This window comes from uncultured Aquitalea sp., from assembly GCF_945957525.1.
Lineage (GTDB): Bacteria > Pseudomonadota > Gammaproteobacteria > Burkholderiales > Chromobacteriaceae > Aquitalea.
Genome location: NZ_CAMFLA010000003.1, coordinates 106,334 through 119,467, shown reverse-complemented (window position 1 = coordinate 119,467; position 13,134 = coordinate 106,334). Strand labels below are relative to the sequence as shown.

14 protein-coding genes are annotated in these 13,134 nt (G+C 63.2%); 10 read left to right on the top strand and 4 right to left on the bottom strand.

Annotated features, from left to right (window positions below):
* Window positions 1-256: 256 nt before the first annotated feature.
* Window positions 257-1,639: a UDP-N-acetylmuramate:L-alanyl-gamma-D-glutamyl-meso-diaminopimelate ligase gene (gene mpl, locus Q0P52_RS03860; protein WP_293765169.1), complete on the bottom strand. Its 1,383-nt coding sequence runs from the start codon at window positions 1,637-1,639 to the stop codon at window positions 257-259.
* Between the two features lie 142 nt (window positions 1,640-1,781).
* Here mpl and ypfH point away from each other — a divergent pair, with 142 nt between their 5' ends.
* Entirely contained in the window at window positions 1,782-2,468 is a 687-nt protein-coding gene (gene ypfH, locus Q0P52_RS03855) for an esterase (protein WP_293765078.1), read from the top strand.
* 106 nt (window positions 2,469-2,574) lie between these two features.
* Here the strand turns inward: ypfH and Q0P52_RS03850 are convergent, their stop codons facing one another.
* Entirely contained in the window at window positions 2,575-3,984 is a 1,410-nt protein-coding gene (locus Q0P52_RS03850) for a sodium:proton antiporter (protein WP_293765076.1), read from the bottom strand.
* A 296-nt stretch (window positions 3,985-4,280) separates the two neighbouring features.
* Window positions 4,281-4,670 carry a lactoylglutathione lyase gene (gloA, locus tag Q0P52_RS03845; RefSeq protein ID WP_293765074.1) on the bottom strand — a complete coding sequence of 130 codons (390 nt, stop codon included), beginning with the start codon at window positions 4,668-4,670 and terminating at the stop codon, window positions 4,281-4,283.
* Here gloA and Q0P52_RS03840 point away from each other — a divergent pair.
* Window positions 4,669-4,968 carry a hypothetical protein gene (locus Q0P52_RS03840; protein ID WP_293813657.1) on the top strand — a complete coding sequence of 100 codons (300 nt, stop codon included), beginning with the start codon at window positions 4,669-4,671 and terminating at the stop codon, window positions 4,966-4,968. The two genes, gloA and Q0P52_RS03840, sit on opposite strands and share 2 nt — an antisense overlap.
* A gap of 20 nt (window positions 4,969-4,988) precedes the next feature.
* Window positions 4,989-5,447, top strand: a complete 459-nt coding sequence (locus Q0P52_RS03835) for a universal stress protein (protein WP_293765072.1) — start codon at window positions 4,989-4,991, stop codon at window positions 5,445-5,447.
* A gap of 7 nt (window positions 5,448-5,454) precedes the next feature.
* Here the strand turns inward: Q0P52_RS03835 and Q0P52_RS03830 are convergent, their stop codons facing one another.
* On the bottom strand, window positions 5,455-6,402 hold the full coding sequence (locus Q0P52_RS03830; RefSeq protein ID WP_293765070.1) for a LysR family transcriptional regulator: 948 nt from the start codon (window positions 6,400-6,402) through the stop codon (window positions 5,455-5,457).
* Between the two features lie 266 nt (window positions 6,403-6,668).
* On the opposite strand from Q0P52_RS03830, the gene uraH reads away from it, so the two are divergent.
* From uraH to Q0P52_RS03795, 7 genes are all read left to right on the top strand, one after another.
* Complete coding sequence (uraH, locus tag Q0P52_RS03825) at window positions 6,669-7,019, top strand: hydroxyisourate hydrolase (RefSeq protein WP_293765068.1); 351 nt, start codon at window positions 6,669-6,671, stop codon at window positions 7,017-7,019.
* A gap of 38 nt (window positions 7,020-7,057) precedes the next feature.
* Window positions 7,058-8,275, top strand: coding sequence for a urate hydroxylase PuuD (locus tag Q0P52_RS03820; RefSeq protein ID WP_293765066.1), 1,218 nt, complete (start codon window positions 7,058-7,060; stop codon window positions 8,273-8,275).
* A complete protein-coding gene (gene uraD / locus Q0P52_RS03815; RefSeq protein ID WP_293765064.1) occupies window positions 8,272-8,790 on the top strand; it encodes a 2-oxo-4-hydroxy-4-carboxy-5-ureidoimidazoline decarboxylase in 519 nt (172 codons plus the stop codon). Before Q0P52_RS03820 ends, uraD begins: the two co-directional genes overlap by 4 nt.
* A 16-nt stretch (window positions 8,791-8,806) precedes the next feature.
* Window positions 8,807-9,754, top strand: a complete 948-nt coding sequence (gene puuE, locus Q0P52_RS03810; RefSeq protein ID WP_293765062.1) for an allantoinase PuuE — start codon at window positions 8,807-8,809, stop codon at window positions 9,752-9,754.
* A gap of 82 nt (window positions 9,755-9,836) precedes the next feature.
* Entirely contained in the window at window positions 9,837-10,883 is a 1,047-nt protein-coding gene (gene alc / locus Q0P52_RS03805; RefSeq protein ID WP_293765060.1) for an allantoicase, read from the top strand.
* A gap of 12 nt (window positions 10,884-10,895) precedes the next feature.
* Window positions 10,896-11,405 (top strand): ureidoglycolate lyase, encoded by a 510-nt coding sequence (locus Q0P52_RS03800; protein WP_293765058.1) that lies wholly within the window; start codon window positions 10,896-10,898, stop codon window positions 11,403-11,405.
* A 245-nt stretch (window positions 11,406-11,650) separates the two neighbouring features.
* A complete protein-coding gene (locus Q0P52_RS03795; protein ID WP_293765057.1) occupies window positions 11,651-13,048 on the top strand; it encodes a nucleobase:cation symporter-2 family protein in 1,398 nt (465 codons plus the stop codon).
* Window positions 13,049-13,134: the final 86 nt, after the last annotated feature.

The following is a 13,134-nucleotide window of genomic DNA, read 5'->3' as shown; positions in this document are numbered from 1 at the left end:
TTTACCCGGTGTAAACCTGTCCTACGCGACTGTCTTTCAGCTTGCGGCCGCGGGCTTTAAGAGCGGCTAACAAACTCCTGATGCTGCGTTGCGCCTCTTTGCCGTACTCAAGTACTGACTGCATCGGCGCGCCTTGCCTCTGCCGTGATACTGATTTTTCTTAGCCGCTCTAAGCGCGACCGGCCCACACCAGTTTCACGATGCGCCGACGCGCAGTGCCTGAGCACGGGGCAGCATCAGGCTATTGCTAACCGGCTCAGCCCCTTTCGGCCAACCTCTCCAGCAGCTTCTGGTGAATGCCGCCGAAGCCGCCATTGCTCATCACCAGAATATGATCGCCCGCCTTCGCCTCGGCGATGACAGCATCGATCAGGCTGCCCAGTTGATCAAAGGTGGCCGCCTTATCGCCCAGCGGCAGCAGCGCCTCGGCCGGGCTCCAGCCCAAACCCGCCGCCGAGCAGTACACCTTGTCCGCCTCGGTCAACGACCCCGCCAGCGCGCTCTTCATGGTGCCCAGCTTCATGGTGTTGGAACGCGGCTCCAGCACCGCCAGGATGCGGCTCGCACCCACGTGCCGACGCAAGCCGGCCAGCGTGGTGTCGATCGCGGTGGGATGATGGGCGAAGTCATCGTACACCGTCACCCCGGCCGCCTTGCCGCGCACTTCCATGCGGCGCTTGACGTTTTCGAAGCGCGACAGCGCCTCGATGGCCGTTTGCGGGGCCACGCCGACATGGCGCGCGGCGGCGATGGCGGCCACCGCGTTGAGGCGATTGTGCTCTCCCATCAGGTTCCAGCACACGCGCCCCTGCGTCGCGCCATCCAGCAGCACATCAAAATGTCCGTTATCGTCCACTTCGCCCATGCTCCAGCCTGCCGGGCCGCCAAAACTCTCCACCGGCGTCCAGCAACCGCGTTCCAGCACGCGTTCAAGACTGGCTTCGCGCGCATTGCGCACAATCAGGCCTTCGCCGGGAATGGTGCGCACTAGATGATGGAATTGCGTCTCGATCGCCGTCAGATCGGCGAAGATATCCGCATGATCAAACTCAAGATTATTGAGAATGGCCGTGCGCGGACGGTAATGGACGAATTTGGAACGCTTGTCGAAGAAAGCGGTGTCGTACTCGTCCGCCTCGATCACGAAGAAAGGGCTGACGCTGGCGGCATCCTGGCGCGGCGCGCCCGGCAAGCGCGCCGACACGCCGAAGTTTTGCGGGATGCCGCCAATGAGAAAGCCCGGCGCCAGGCCCGCGTCTTCCAGAATCCAGGCCAGCATAGAGCTGGTGGTGGTCTTGCCGTGGGTGCCGGCCACCGCCAGCACCCATTTGTCGCGTAGCACGTTTTCGGCCAACCACTGCGGACCGGACACATAAGGCAAGCCGCGATTGAGAATGGCCTCCATCAGCGGCTTGCCGCGCGTGACCACATTGCCGATCACATACACATCGGCGCCCAGAGACAGCTGCTCCTCGCCGAAGCCTTGCACCAGCTCGATGCCCATGGCCTCCAGCTGAGTGCTCATCGGCGGATAAACGTTGGCGTCGCAGCCGGTAACCGTGTGGCCGGCCTGTTTGGCAATGGCGGCGATGCCGCCCATGAAGGTACCGCAGATGCCTAGGATGTGAATGTGCATGATGGGGAAGTAAATGCTGTGTTAACCGCGAGGGGGCTATTATAACGCCGCCAAGGCCGTAATATGGCAGCTGTCGCCGCCGGCAAACGCCGGCCAGAAACAGACGGCCCCTCCGCCACGGATGGTCCGCAAGAAAGGCCAGAACATGCACCACGATCTCATCCTGCAACAACCCGCCGCGCCCAAACAACTGATGCTGCTTTTTCACGGTGTGGGTTCCACCCCGGACAGCATGAGCGGCGTCGCCGCCTATCTGGGCAAGAGCTTCCCGGAAGCGCTCATCGTCAGCGTGGCCGGCGCGGACCCGTCCGACCTCGGCATGGGCTACCAGTGGTTTTCCGTGCGCGATGTCACCGATGAAAACCGCCCGGCCCGCGTGGCCGAAGCCCTGCCCCGCTTTGTGGAGGCTGTGCGCCGCTGGCAAAAGGACAGCGGGTTGGGCATGGAAGCCACCGCGCTGATCGGCTTCAGCCAGGGCGCCATCATGTCGCTGGAAGCAGCGGCGGCGCATCCGGATCTGAGCGGTCGCGTGCTCGCCTTCAGCGGACGCTTCGCCAGCCTGCCGGCGCAACGTTTGCCGAAGACCACCGTGCACCTGTTCCACGGCAAGGCCGATCCGGTGATCCACTACCAGCACAGCGTGGCCGCCGCCGAGCACCTGATCCGGCTGGGCAGCGATGTCACCGCCGAGGTAGAGCCTTTCATCGGTCATACGCTGCATGAGGACTTGCTGGAAAAAGCGCGCGATTACCTGCAATCGCACATTCCCAAGCATGTATGGGAAGAAGCGCTTAGCGGCGCGCCGGAACAGACCGCACTGCGCAAACACTGAGTCCCCGCATCGCCCAAAACAACAGCCCCGCCGGTACAAGCCGACGGGGCTGTTTCATTGCAGCGAGCGCCCAAGAACACCCGGACCGTCGCGCCTCAGACCCGGATCAGAAAAACACCAGCGTCAGCACCAGGAACAAGGGCAGCAAGATACCAAAGGACCACGCCATATAGGCGAAGAAACTCGGCATGGCGACGCCGCGCTGCTCGGCAATGGCCTTGACCATGAAGTTGGGCGCATTGCCGATATAGGTATTGGCACCCATGAACACTGCGCCCATTGAAATGGCCAGCAGCGTCTGCGACAAGGGCCCCATCAGCGTTTGCGCGTTGCCGTCCGCCAGATTGAAAAACACCAGATAGGTAGGCGCATTGTCGAGGAAACTGGACAGGATGCCGGTCATCCAGAAATACATGGCGTTCACCGGCTGACCGTCGGCGCCCGACACCGCATGCACCAAGCCCGCCAACTGGCCGTCCACGCCGGCGCGCAGGATGGCGATGGCCGGCGCGATGGTCAGGAAAATGCCGGCAAACAGCTTGGCCACTTCCAGAATCGGATCCCAGTTGAACTCATTGCCGGCACGCACCTGCTTGGGGGTCGCCCACAGGGAGACAATGGCAATCAGCACCAGCAAACCGTCGCGCACCAGATTCTGCAGTTCGGCATGCACGCCGGCCAGCTCCAGCTCGATGCCCGGCTTCCAGAAACCTGACAGCAGCACCGCCCCCACCACACCGGCCAGCAAGAGGAAATTCACCTTGCCGTACAACTTCAAGGGCGAATCTGGCGTTGCCTCGTCGGCGCTCAGCTCGTCTTCCCGCGCATAGAAATAGCGGTCAATGGCATAAAACACCGCCAGCAACATCAGCGACAGCAACAGCACCGGCCACAGCATGTGCTGGAAAGTCCAGCCAAAGGTCACGCCTTTCAAAAAGCCTAGAAACAAGGGCGGATCACCCAGCGGCGTCAGCCCACCGCCCACATTGGCCACCAGGAAGATGAAGAACACCACCACATGCACGCGATGCTTGCGGTTGTCGTTGGCCTTGAGCAAGGGACGAATCAGCAACATGGCGGCGCCGGTGGTGCCCATGATGGAAGCCAGCGCCGTGCCGATGGCCAGCAACGTGGTATTCAGCCGCGGCGAACCGTGTAGATTGCCCCACACCAGAATTCCGCCCGATACCGTGTACAAGGAAAACAGCAGGGCCAGAAAGGGAATGTACTCGGCCACCAGCGCGTGCAGCACCAGCGTCGCCGACATGCCCAACCCGAACACCGCCGCAAACGGCAGCAGGAACAGCACGCTCCAGATCGCCGTGATCTTGCCGAAATGGTGATGCCAGAAACTGGGCGCGAAAATCGGAAACAACGCGATGGACAACAAAATGCCGGCGAAGGGAATGGTCCAAGCCAGGCTGAGGCTGGCGCCGTCCAGGTCAGCCGCCGCCGCCACGCCGGGCAGCAGGCTCAGGCAGGACAGAATCGCGAGTCTGCGAAAGGGTTGAATCATGAAATCTCCGTTGGCGGTCATCGCCGCGCCGACCCGGGGCGGCGCACGACAACCCTGTATGACATGGCATCAGCCCGGCGCTCACTCCTGAACCCGCCGGGCTGAAGAAAAAACCCTTCTCACCCCCCATGAAGCCCCCGTCCGCATCGCTCAGGCCCGGCGTTGCCAACTTGGCAGCCGTGGGATTGTCGGCGGCTTAGCCCCGCCAACAAAACCCCGGCCCCAGCCTTGCGCCGGCTTGTCGTACGCCGCGGCGCGCCTTGTTCAGGGTCTCTGCGAGGTTTTGTCAGCCGTTCTTAGAGGCTGCCCTTCTGGATGAATTCGATCTTGTAGCCATCCGGGTCCTCAACAAAGGCGATCACCGTGGTGCCGTGCTTCATCGGTCCTGCTTCGCGCACCACCTTGCCGCCCTTGGCGCGCACCGCGTCGCAAGCCTCATAGGCGTTTTCCACGCCGATGGCGATATGACCGAAGGCCGTGCCCAGATCATAGGATTCGGTATCCCAATTGTGCGTGAGCTCAATCACGGTATGCTCGGATTCATCGCCGTAACCGACAAAAGCCAACGTGAAACGGCCTTCCGGATAATCCTGACGGCGCAGCAGTTTCATGCCCAGCACATCCTGATAGAAGGCCAGGGAACGTTCCAGATTGCCGACGCGCAGCATGGTGTGCAGAAATTGCATGATAAAGCTCCTGAATACGGTAACAAAAATGCGCCCGGCGCTGGCCGGGCAGAAACAAGAAGGCGGCGCTAAGCGCCGGGCCTCTGCTGATGCGAGTACGGTCGGGGAACGGCATTGCCGGCAACGGGTTGCGACCAAGTCGGATCGACTCTCACCCATCATGCCGTCCACCACAGGATCGATGCCGGAATCGACAATAACCGGCCTTGATTATAACAGTTCGCCTATAAGCGCTATCAGGCTTGCTCGCTTCCCAAACGGCGCGGGCTTCCGCAAGACTGATTTCTATCCGCCATGACCCGCCACAGGAGATAGAACATGTCCTACGGAATAAATTCCATACTGTACGCTTCCGACCTCACGCCGCGCTCGCCGGCGGTCTTTCACCACGCCGTCGGACTGGCCGCCCGCTTCAATGCGCGGCTGCACGCCATCACCATTTCCCTGCCCGCCACCAGTCTGCCCTATATGGATTTCAGCGCCGGTCAACCCGCCAGCGGTCATCTGGGTGACGAGGCGCTGTTGCGCCAGCGCATACAGACGTTTGCCGAAGCCAACCCCGACATGCCAGTTGCCGAGGTGCTGGCCAGCGTGCAAGCCATCAAGGGCGATCCATCGCGCTGCATTCTGGACGCCGCCAAAAACGTGCTGGCCGACATGATCGTCATGGGCTCCCGCCGTCACAGCGCCCTTGGCGAACTGCTGCTGGGCTCCGTCGCCCACAAGGTGATGATGGGCACCGACGTACCGGTGGTGCTGGTGCCCATCTACCGCTGACGCCCGCTCACCCCCGACCGGCGGCGACCGGCTGCAGGCGGCGGCCGCATTCGCTGAGAATGCCGCGCAGCCAGCGGTGGGACGGTGATTTGTGATGGCGCTCATGCCACAGTTGGTAAAACCGCATCGGCGGAAAATCCACCGGCGAATTCAACACCGCCAGATTCAGCAAGCCGGCGTAAAAGCTGGCCACATGCCGGGTGGTGGTGAAAATGGAGTCGCTGTTTTCCAGCAGATACGGCGCCAACGCAAAGGACTGCACGGTAACGCTCTCCGCCCGGCTGATTTTCAGCGACGACAGCACGCTGTCTATCATGCCGCGCTGATTCACGGCGTAAGGCATGGGCACGATGTGAGTGGCCGCGGCGTAGCTTTCCAGCGTCAGGCCGCGCGCCGCCAACGGATGGCGCGCGCTCACCAGGCAAACAATCTCGTCCTCCATCAGCATGGATAGTCGCATGCGCGGCGGCGGCTCCGGCCAGTTGCCGATCACCACATCCAGCTCGCCTTCGGCCAACGAGGTTTCAAAGTCGAATTGCGGCCCCAGCGAGTGGATCACCAGCCGCGCCCTGGGCGCGGCGCGCTGAAACGCCGCCGTCACTCCCGCCATAAAGGCCGGCGCAATATAATCCGGTGCGCCGATGCGGAAGGTCTGCCGGCTTTCCGCAGGCTCGAACACCTCCGGCGCGCGCACCATGTCGTCGATTTCCGCCAGCGCTTTCTTGGCATGGGAGTACAACACCAGCGCCCGCTCGGTAGGCACCATGCCGCCTTTTTCCCGCACCAGCAGCGGGTCGTCGAGAATCTCCCGCAAGCGCTTCAACGCGGCGCTGACCGCCGGCTGCGACTGTTTGAGTCGTAAAGCCGCGCGCGATACGCTGCGCTCGCTGACCACCAGACACAGTACCCGCAACAGATAGCTGTCCAGCGGCTCTTCCTCTCTGCGATTGACCATTTCCCTCCTTCACGCCGCTTAAGACGAGCCAACAAAGACCCTGATCCTGCGTTGGGCCTCCTTGTCGAACAAGGGGTACAGCCTTGATCGGCGCGCCCTGGTTCAGGGCCTCTACGAGGTTTGCTTAGTGGCTCTTAAATGAGCAAACCACCCCACCAATATAACAAATTCAATATATTTGTTATCAGATCATACTGGTTTTACCAATATTCCACCCGAATTACACTGCCCTGCCAATGACAGCAACAACAGGAGCCGACAACGGCATGGGCAAACTCACCACTCACGTTCTGGACACCGCCGCCGGCCGCCCCGGCAGCGGCATCGCCGTCTCCCTCTACACGCTGGACGGCGAACGCCGCCTGCTCGCCCGCGCCGTCACCAACCACGATGGACGCTGCGACGCCCCTTTGCTGGAAGGCGCGGCGCTTGCCGCCGGCCGCTATGAATTGGTGTTCGCCGCCGGCGACTATTTTCGCCGCCACCATCCTTCCCTAGTGGAACCGCTGTTTGTCGACGACGTGAGGCTGCGCTTCGGCGTCTCGGACCCCGCCGCGCATTACCACGTGCCGCTGCTGGTTTCGCCTTGGAGCTACTCCACCTATCGCGGCAGTTGAGCGCCCTCCCACCACAACAACAAAAACGGAAACACATCATGGAAGCTTATCTGCTGGACTGGCTCAACCTGCTGCTGCGCTGGTTTCACCTGATTGTCGGCATCGCCTGGATCGGCGCCTCGTTTTACTTCGTCATGCTGGACAACAGCCTGCGCCCGCCCAAGAAGGCCGAAGATGCGGCGCGCGGCGCGCATGGCGAACTGTGGGCCGTGCACGGCGGCGGTTTTTATTGCAGCCAGAAATTCCTCACCGGCCCCAAGGGCGAGCCGCTAAGCGACAACCTGCACTGGTCGAAATGGGAGTCCTATTCCACCTGGTTGTCCGGCATGGGCTTGATGGCGGTGGTGTATTGGATCGGCGCCGCCAACATGCTGGTTGACCCGCAAGTGATGGCCTTGTCGCCAGCGGCGGCAGTAGCCTTGTCCATCGCCTTTCTCGCCGGCGGCTGGCTGGCTTACGACGGGCTGTGCCGCTTGCTGATGGGGCGCGACGCCCTGCTGGGCGCGGCCGTGTTCTGCCTGGTCATGCTCTCGGACTACGCTCTGCATCAGGTATTCGCCGCCCGCGCCGCCTACCTGCACATGGGCGCCATGCTCGGCACCATCATGGCGGCCAATGTGTTCTTCCACATCATTCCGGGACAGCGGCGCATGGTGGCGCAAGTCCGCGCTGGCGAGACGGTGGACACGCGCCCCGGCCTCATCGGCAAACAGCGCTCGGTGCACAACACCTATTTCACCCTGCCGGTGCTGTTCGCCATGATCAGCAACCACTACCCGATGACTTACAGTCACCCGCGCGGCTGGCTGGTGCTGGCGCTGCTGATAAGCGCCGGCGTGCTGATCCGTCAGTTCTTCGTGCTGCGCCAACGCGATCAGGTCAAATGGTGGCTGCCGGCGGCCGGCGTCGCCCTGCTGCTGGCGCTGATCGTGACGATGCGCCCGGTACCGCCGCCCCCCCCCGCGCCCGGCGAGGCGCAGGTGAGTTTTGCCGAGGTGAAACAGATCATCGATCAGCGCTGCGTCGCCTGCCATGCCGCCCACCCCACCCAACAAGGTTTTGCCCAGCCGCCCAAGGGCGTCACGCTGGAAACCCCGGCGCAAATCGGCCAGCACGTGACCAAGATGGCGGAAACCGTCGGCAACAAATACATGCCCCTGGCCAACCTGACCGCCATGACCGACGCTGAACGCCAGCAAGTATTGCTCTGGGCGGCACAAGGCGGCCGTCTGTCCGATGACAAGGAAACCCCATGAACACGTCAACCCTGACGCTTTGTGAACTCTCCGCCCTGCCTCAGTCTGATTTTGTCGAACTGTTGGAGGGCATTTTCGAGCACTCGCCGTGGATTGCCGAACGCGCCTGGGCCTTGCGTCCCTTTCACAGCGTGGATGAGCTGCATGCCGGCATGCTGTCCGTACTGGCGGCAGCCAGCACCTCGGAACAACTGTCGCTGATTCAGGCGCACCCGGAGTTGGCCGGCAAGGAGGCCGAGGCCGGCGCGCTGACTGCGGCATCCACCCAAGAGCAACGCGGCGCGGGGCTGGATCAGTGCAGCGCCGCCGAGCTGGGCCGGCTGCGCGAACTGAACGCCCTCTACCGCCATCGCCATGGCTTTCCTTTCGTAATCGCGGTTAAGGGATTGAGCCGAAAGCAGATTCTGGAGGCCATGACCACCCGGCTGGCACGGGATAGCGCCGATGAGTTCCACGGCGGCCTGGAAGAAATCGGCAAGATCGCCCGCTTCCGACTGAACGCCTTGCTGGCCTGAGTGGAGAAAGCACGTCATGACGCACATCCAAGCAGCCAGCAACTACCCGCGCGACCTGATCGGCTATGGCCCGCGCCCGCCGCATGCCGACTGGCCCGGCCAGGCCCGCGTGGCGGTGCAGTTTGTCCTCAACTACGAGGAAGGCGGCGAAAACTGCGTGTTGCACGGCGATGCCCGTAGCGAGCAGTTCCTGTCCGAGCTGTTCAACCCAGCCAGCTACCCGGCCCGCCATCTGTCCATGGAAAGCATGTACGAGTATGGCTCGCGCGTCGGCGTCTGGCGCTTCCTGCGCGAGTTCGAAAAACGCGGCCTGCCCATGACGGTGTTCGGCGTGGCCATGGCCTTGCAGCGCCACCCGGAGGCCACCGCCGCCTTTCAGGAGCTGGGGCATGAAATCGCCTGCCACGGCTGGCGCTGGATTCACTATCAGAACATGGACGAAGCCACCGAGCGTCAGCATCTGGAAACCGCTGTCGCCGTCATCAAGCAACTCACCGGCGGCGCGCCGCAGGGCTGGTACACCGGTCGCGACTCGCCCAACACCCGCCGGCTGGTGGCGGAACATGGCGGCTTTCTCTACGACTCGGACTACTACGGCGACGACCTGCCCTTCTGGACCCGGGTCCGCAAGCGCGATGGCGAACTTGCCCCGCATCTGGTGGTGCCCTACACGCTGGACACCAACGACATGCGCTTTGCCCTGCCGCAAGGCTTCTCGCACGGCGAGGAGTTCTTCGCCTACCTGCGCGACGCCTTCGACCTGATGTACGCCGAGGGCGAAGAGCGCCCGGCCATGATGAGCATCGGCATGCATTGCCGCCTGCTGGGACGGCCCGGCCGCTTCCTTGCCCTGCAACGCTTTCTCGACCATCTGGAAAAACACGACCGGGTATGGGTTTGCCGAAGGGTGGACATTGCCCGTCACTGGATGACGCGCCACCCTTGCCCCGCGCCCGTCGCCTGAAGCCTGCGCGCCAGCTGCCCCGTACGTTTTGACATTCCCCCCCGTTTCACCGCGCAAACGGGACCACCCCAAGGAGAAACTCATGGCTAGCCACACCTCCGGCCCAACCGTCATCGCCCCGCCCGCCGAGCTGCCCGACTGGGCCAGCCGCGCCGTCAATCTTGCCGATCCGCGCCTGGGCGCGAAAATCCTTGCCGCCTCGGACGACTTCTTCGCCGACGCCTCGCGCATGCTCAATCCGGAACCGGCCATGTTTGTGCCCGGCAAGTTCGACGCCAACGGCAAGTGGATGGACGGCTGGGAATCGCGCCGCAAGCGGGTGGCCGGCCATGACTGGGCACTGGTCAAACTGGGCGTCGCCGGCTCGGTGCGCGGTTTTGATGTGGACACCAGCCACTTTGTCGGCAATTACCCGCCCGCCGTCTCCATTGAAGCCTGCGTCTGCGACAGTGACGATGTCGCCGTGCTGCAAGCCGCCTGCTGGACGGAAATCCTGCCCGCCTCGCGAATGGGCCCCAGCCGCCACCACATCCTGGAATCCACCGACGCCGGCAGCGTGTGGACGCATCTGCGCGTCAACATGTTTCCCGATGGCGGCATCGCCCGTCTGCGCGTGTACGGTCAGGCTAACGGCAAACTGGCGCAAGCCGCCCCGCACGAGCTGGTGGACCTGATCGCGCTGGAAAACGGCGGCCGGCCGGTGGGCTGGAACGACGCCAGCTTCGGCTCCAGCGTCACCGCCCTGCTACTGCCGGGCCGTGGCCTGAATATGGGCGACGGTTGGGAAACCCGCCGCCGCCGCGAACCCGGCAACGACTGGTGCGTCATCCAGCTGGGCGCGCCCGGCGTCGTTGAAAAAATCGAAGTGGACACCGCTTTTTTCAAAGGCAACTATCCCGACCGCTGCTCGCTGCAGGCGGCCTTTGTCGAAAGCGGCACCGACCAGTCCGCCGTCACTCAGTCCCTGTTCTGGCAAACCTTGCTGCCTGAACAGGCGCTAGGCATGGACGCGGTGCATGTGTTCACCGAGCAAGTGGCAAGGCTAGGCCCCATCAGCCATATCCGTTTCAATATCTTCCCTGACGGCGGCGTGTCGCGACTGCGCCTGTGGGGCAAGACCAGCGGTTAAGGGAAGATGACCATGCAAGCCCTGCACCCGGAGCCCCTCACCCGCGAAGCCTTCGCGCCCTTTGGCGATGTGATACAGGCGGACGGCGCGGCCTCCCGCTTCCTGATCAACGGCGGCAACACCGAGCGTTTTCATGATCTGGCCCGGCTGGAGCCCGGCGAAGGCGGCAAAGTCATCGTCTCCATCTTCCGGGGCCAGCCGCGTGCGCTGCCTTTCACCGTCAGCATGATGGAGCGCCACCCCAAGGGCAGCCAGGCCTTCATACCCTTGTCCGGCCGGCCTTATCTGGTGGTGGTGGCGCCGCCGGGAGCCATGCCCTCGGTGGACACGCTGCGAGTATTTCTCGCCGCCGGCAATCAGGGCATCAATTACGCCACAGGCGTCTGGCACCATCCCTTGCTGGCACTGGGGGCGGTGGCCGACTTTCTGGTGATGGATCGCAGCGGCCCCGGTGGCAATTGCGATGAAGTGTCACTGCCGGAGGCCGGCCTGATCCCCGCTGCGGCCAACCCCGCCGTCTGATTGCACGCCCCGCCACGAAATCGCCGGCCGGCTGTACGCCGCCCGGCGATTTCTCTTGCCTGCCCCCTAGCGTCTCTCCTAGCCGGCGCGTCACATACGAATGCGGTGATAGCCGCTATAACCATCCTCTGATTGTCGTCGTCTGCCGGCTCCCTTAATTTCGATCCGGACGTCATGGTGCCAAGCCCAGGCGGGCGGACGCGCCACACACATAAATCCAAGACGCATCACAAGAGGAGAAACCGATGTCCCGCCACTATCAGGAGAACGCTGCCACGCAGCACCCCGTCGATGAAGTTCCCCCGGCCGGGCAGTTGCTTACGCTGGGCTTGCAGCATGTGCTGGTGATGTACGCCGGCGCCATCGCCGTGCCGCTGATCGTTGGCGCAGCCTTGAAACTGCCCAAGGACCAGATTGCCTTTCTCATCAACGCCGACCTGCTCTGCAGCGGGCTGGTCACCATCATCCAGGCGCTGGGCGTGGGCATGTTCGGCATTCGCCTACCGGTAATGATGGGTGTCACCTTCGCCGCCGTTGGCCCCATGGTGGCGATGGCCGCCGCGCCGGAGCTGGGCATCAACGCCATTCTCGGCGCGGGCATCGCCTCCGGCGTGTTCGGCATCTTCTTCGCCCCGCTGGTGGCGCGCTGTCTGCCGCTGTTCCCTCCTGTCGTCACCGGCACCATCATCGCCACCATTGGTATTTCTCTGATGCGCGTGGCCGTCAATTGGGCCGCAGGTGGGCAAGCCATGATCCAAGACGCCAGCGGCCAGATAGTTGCCAACCCGGCCTTCGGCGCGCCGGAACATCTGGCCGTCGCCGGGCTGGTGCTGCTGATGATTTTGCTGATTACCCGCTTTGGCCGCGGTTTCATCGCCAATGTGTCCATTCTGCTGGGCATGGGCGTGGGTTTTCTGGTGTCGATGGCCATGGGCAAGGTGAGCTTCGCCGGTCTGGATGCCGCGCCCTGGCTGGCCATGGTAGAGCCGCTGCACTTCGGCATGCCGGTGTTTGACCCGGTGTCCATCGCCACCATGTGTCTGGTGTCGGTGGTAGTGATGGTGGAATCCTTGGGCATGTTCCTGGCGCTGTCGGAACTGACCGGCCGCCAGCTCTGCCGCAACGATCTCACGCGCGGGCTGCGCACCGACGGCCTGGGCACCCTGCTGGGCGGCCTGCTCAACACCTTTCCCCATACTTCCTTCTCGCAGAACGTGGGGCTGGTGGGGGTCACCGGCATCAAGAGCCGCTGGGTGTGCGTAGCGGGCGGCGCCATCCTGATGGTGTTTGCACTGATTCCCAAGATGGCGCATGTCATCGCCTCCATCCCGCAATTCGTGTTGGGCGGCGCGGGCATCGTCATGTTCGGCATGGTTGCGGCGACCGGCATCAAGATCCTGATGGGGGCGGAACTGCGCGAAAACCGCAACAACCTCTACGTGGTGGCCATCAGCCTGGGATTGGGCATGATTCCACTGGTAGCGCCCACCTTCTTCCACGCCATGCCGGCCTCGCTGGGCCCCTTGCTGCACAGCGGCATCCTGTTGTCCGCCCTCTCCGCAGTGTTGCTCAATCTCTTCCTCAATGGCGCCACGCAAAGACAGCGCGCCAGCCGCGCAGCGACCGTGCCTCAGACGCATTGATCGCGCCGAACGGCAATGAGAAAGCCCTGCCGGTTCACGCCCGGCAGGGCTTTGTTGTATTTCACGCCAACGGCACAGCAAACGCT

Excerpts from the sequence above, each read along its gene's own strand:
- ypfH (WP_293765078.1), top strand. The coding sequence starts at position 1,782 with ATGCACCACGATCTCATCCTGCAACAACCCGCCGCGCCCAAACAACTG.
- Q0P52_RS03850 (WP_293765076.1), bottom strand. The coding sequence starts at position 3,984 with ATGATTCAACCCTTTCGCAGACTCGCGATTCTGTCCTGCCTGAGCCTG.
- Q0P52_RS03840 (WP_293813657.1), top strand. The coding sequence starts at position 4,669 with ATGATAAAGCTCCTGAATACGGTAACAAAAATGCGCCCGGCGCTGGCC.
- gloA (WP_293765074.1), bottom strand. The coding sequence starts at position 4,670 with ATGCAATTTCTGCACACCATGCTGCGCGTCGGCAATCTGGAACGTTCC.
- Q0P52_RS03835 (WP_293765072.1), top strand. The coding sequence starts at position 4,989 with ATGTCCTACGGAATAAATTCCATACTGTACGCTTCCGACCTCACGCCG.
- Q0P52_RS03830 (WP_293765070.1), bottom strand. The coding sequence starts at position 6,402 with ATGGTCAATCGCAGAGAGGAAGAGCCGCTGGACAGCTATCTGTTGCGG.
- uraH (WP_293765068.1), top strand. The coding sequence starts at position 6,669 with ATGGGCAAACTCACCACTCACGTTCTGGACACCGCCGCCGGCCGCCCC.
- Q0P52_RS03820 (WP_293765066.1), top strand. The coding sequence starts at position 7,058 with ATGGAAGCTTATCTGCTGGACTGGCTCAACCTGCTGCTGCGCTGGTTT.
- uraD (WP_293765064.1), top strand. The coding sequence starts at position 8,272 with ATGAACACGTCAACCCTGACGCTTTGTGAACTCTCCGCCCTGCCTCAG.
- puuE (WP_293765062.1), top strand. The coding sequence starts at position 8,807 with ATGACGCACATCCAAGCAGCCAGCAACTACCCGCGCGACCTGATCGGC.
- alc (WP_293765060.1), top strand. The coding sequence starts at position 9,837 with ATGGCTAGCCACACCTCCGGCCCAACCGTCATCGCCCCGCCCGCCGAG.
- Q0P52_RS03800 (WP_293765058.1), top strand. The coding sequence starts at position 10,896 with ATGCAAGCCCTGCACCCGGAGCCCCTCACCCGCGAAGCCTTCGCGCCC.
- Q0P52_RS03795 (WP_293765057.1), top strand. The coding sequence starts at position 11,651 with ATGTCCCGCCACTATCAGGAGAACGCTGCCACGCAGCACCCCGTCGAT.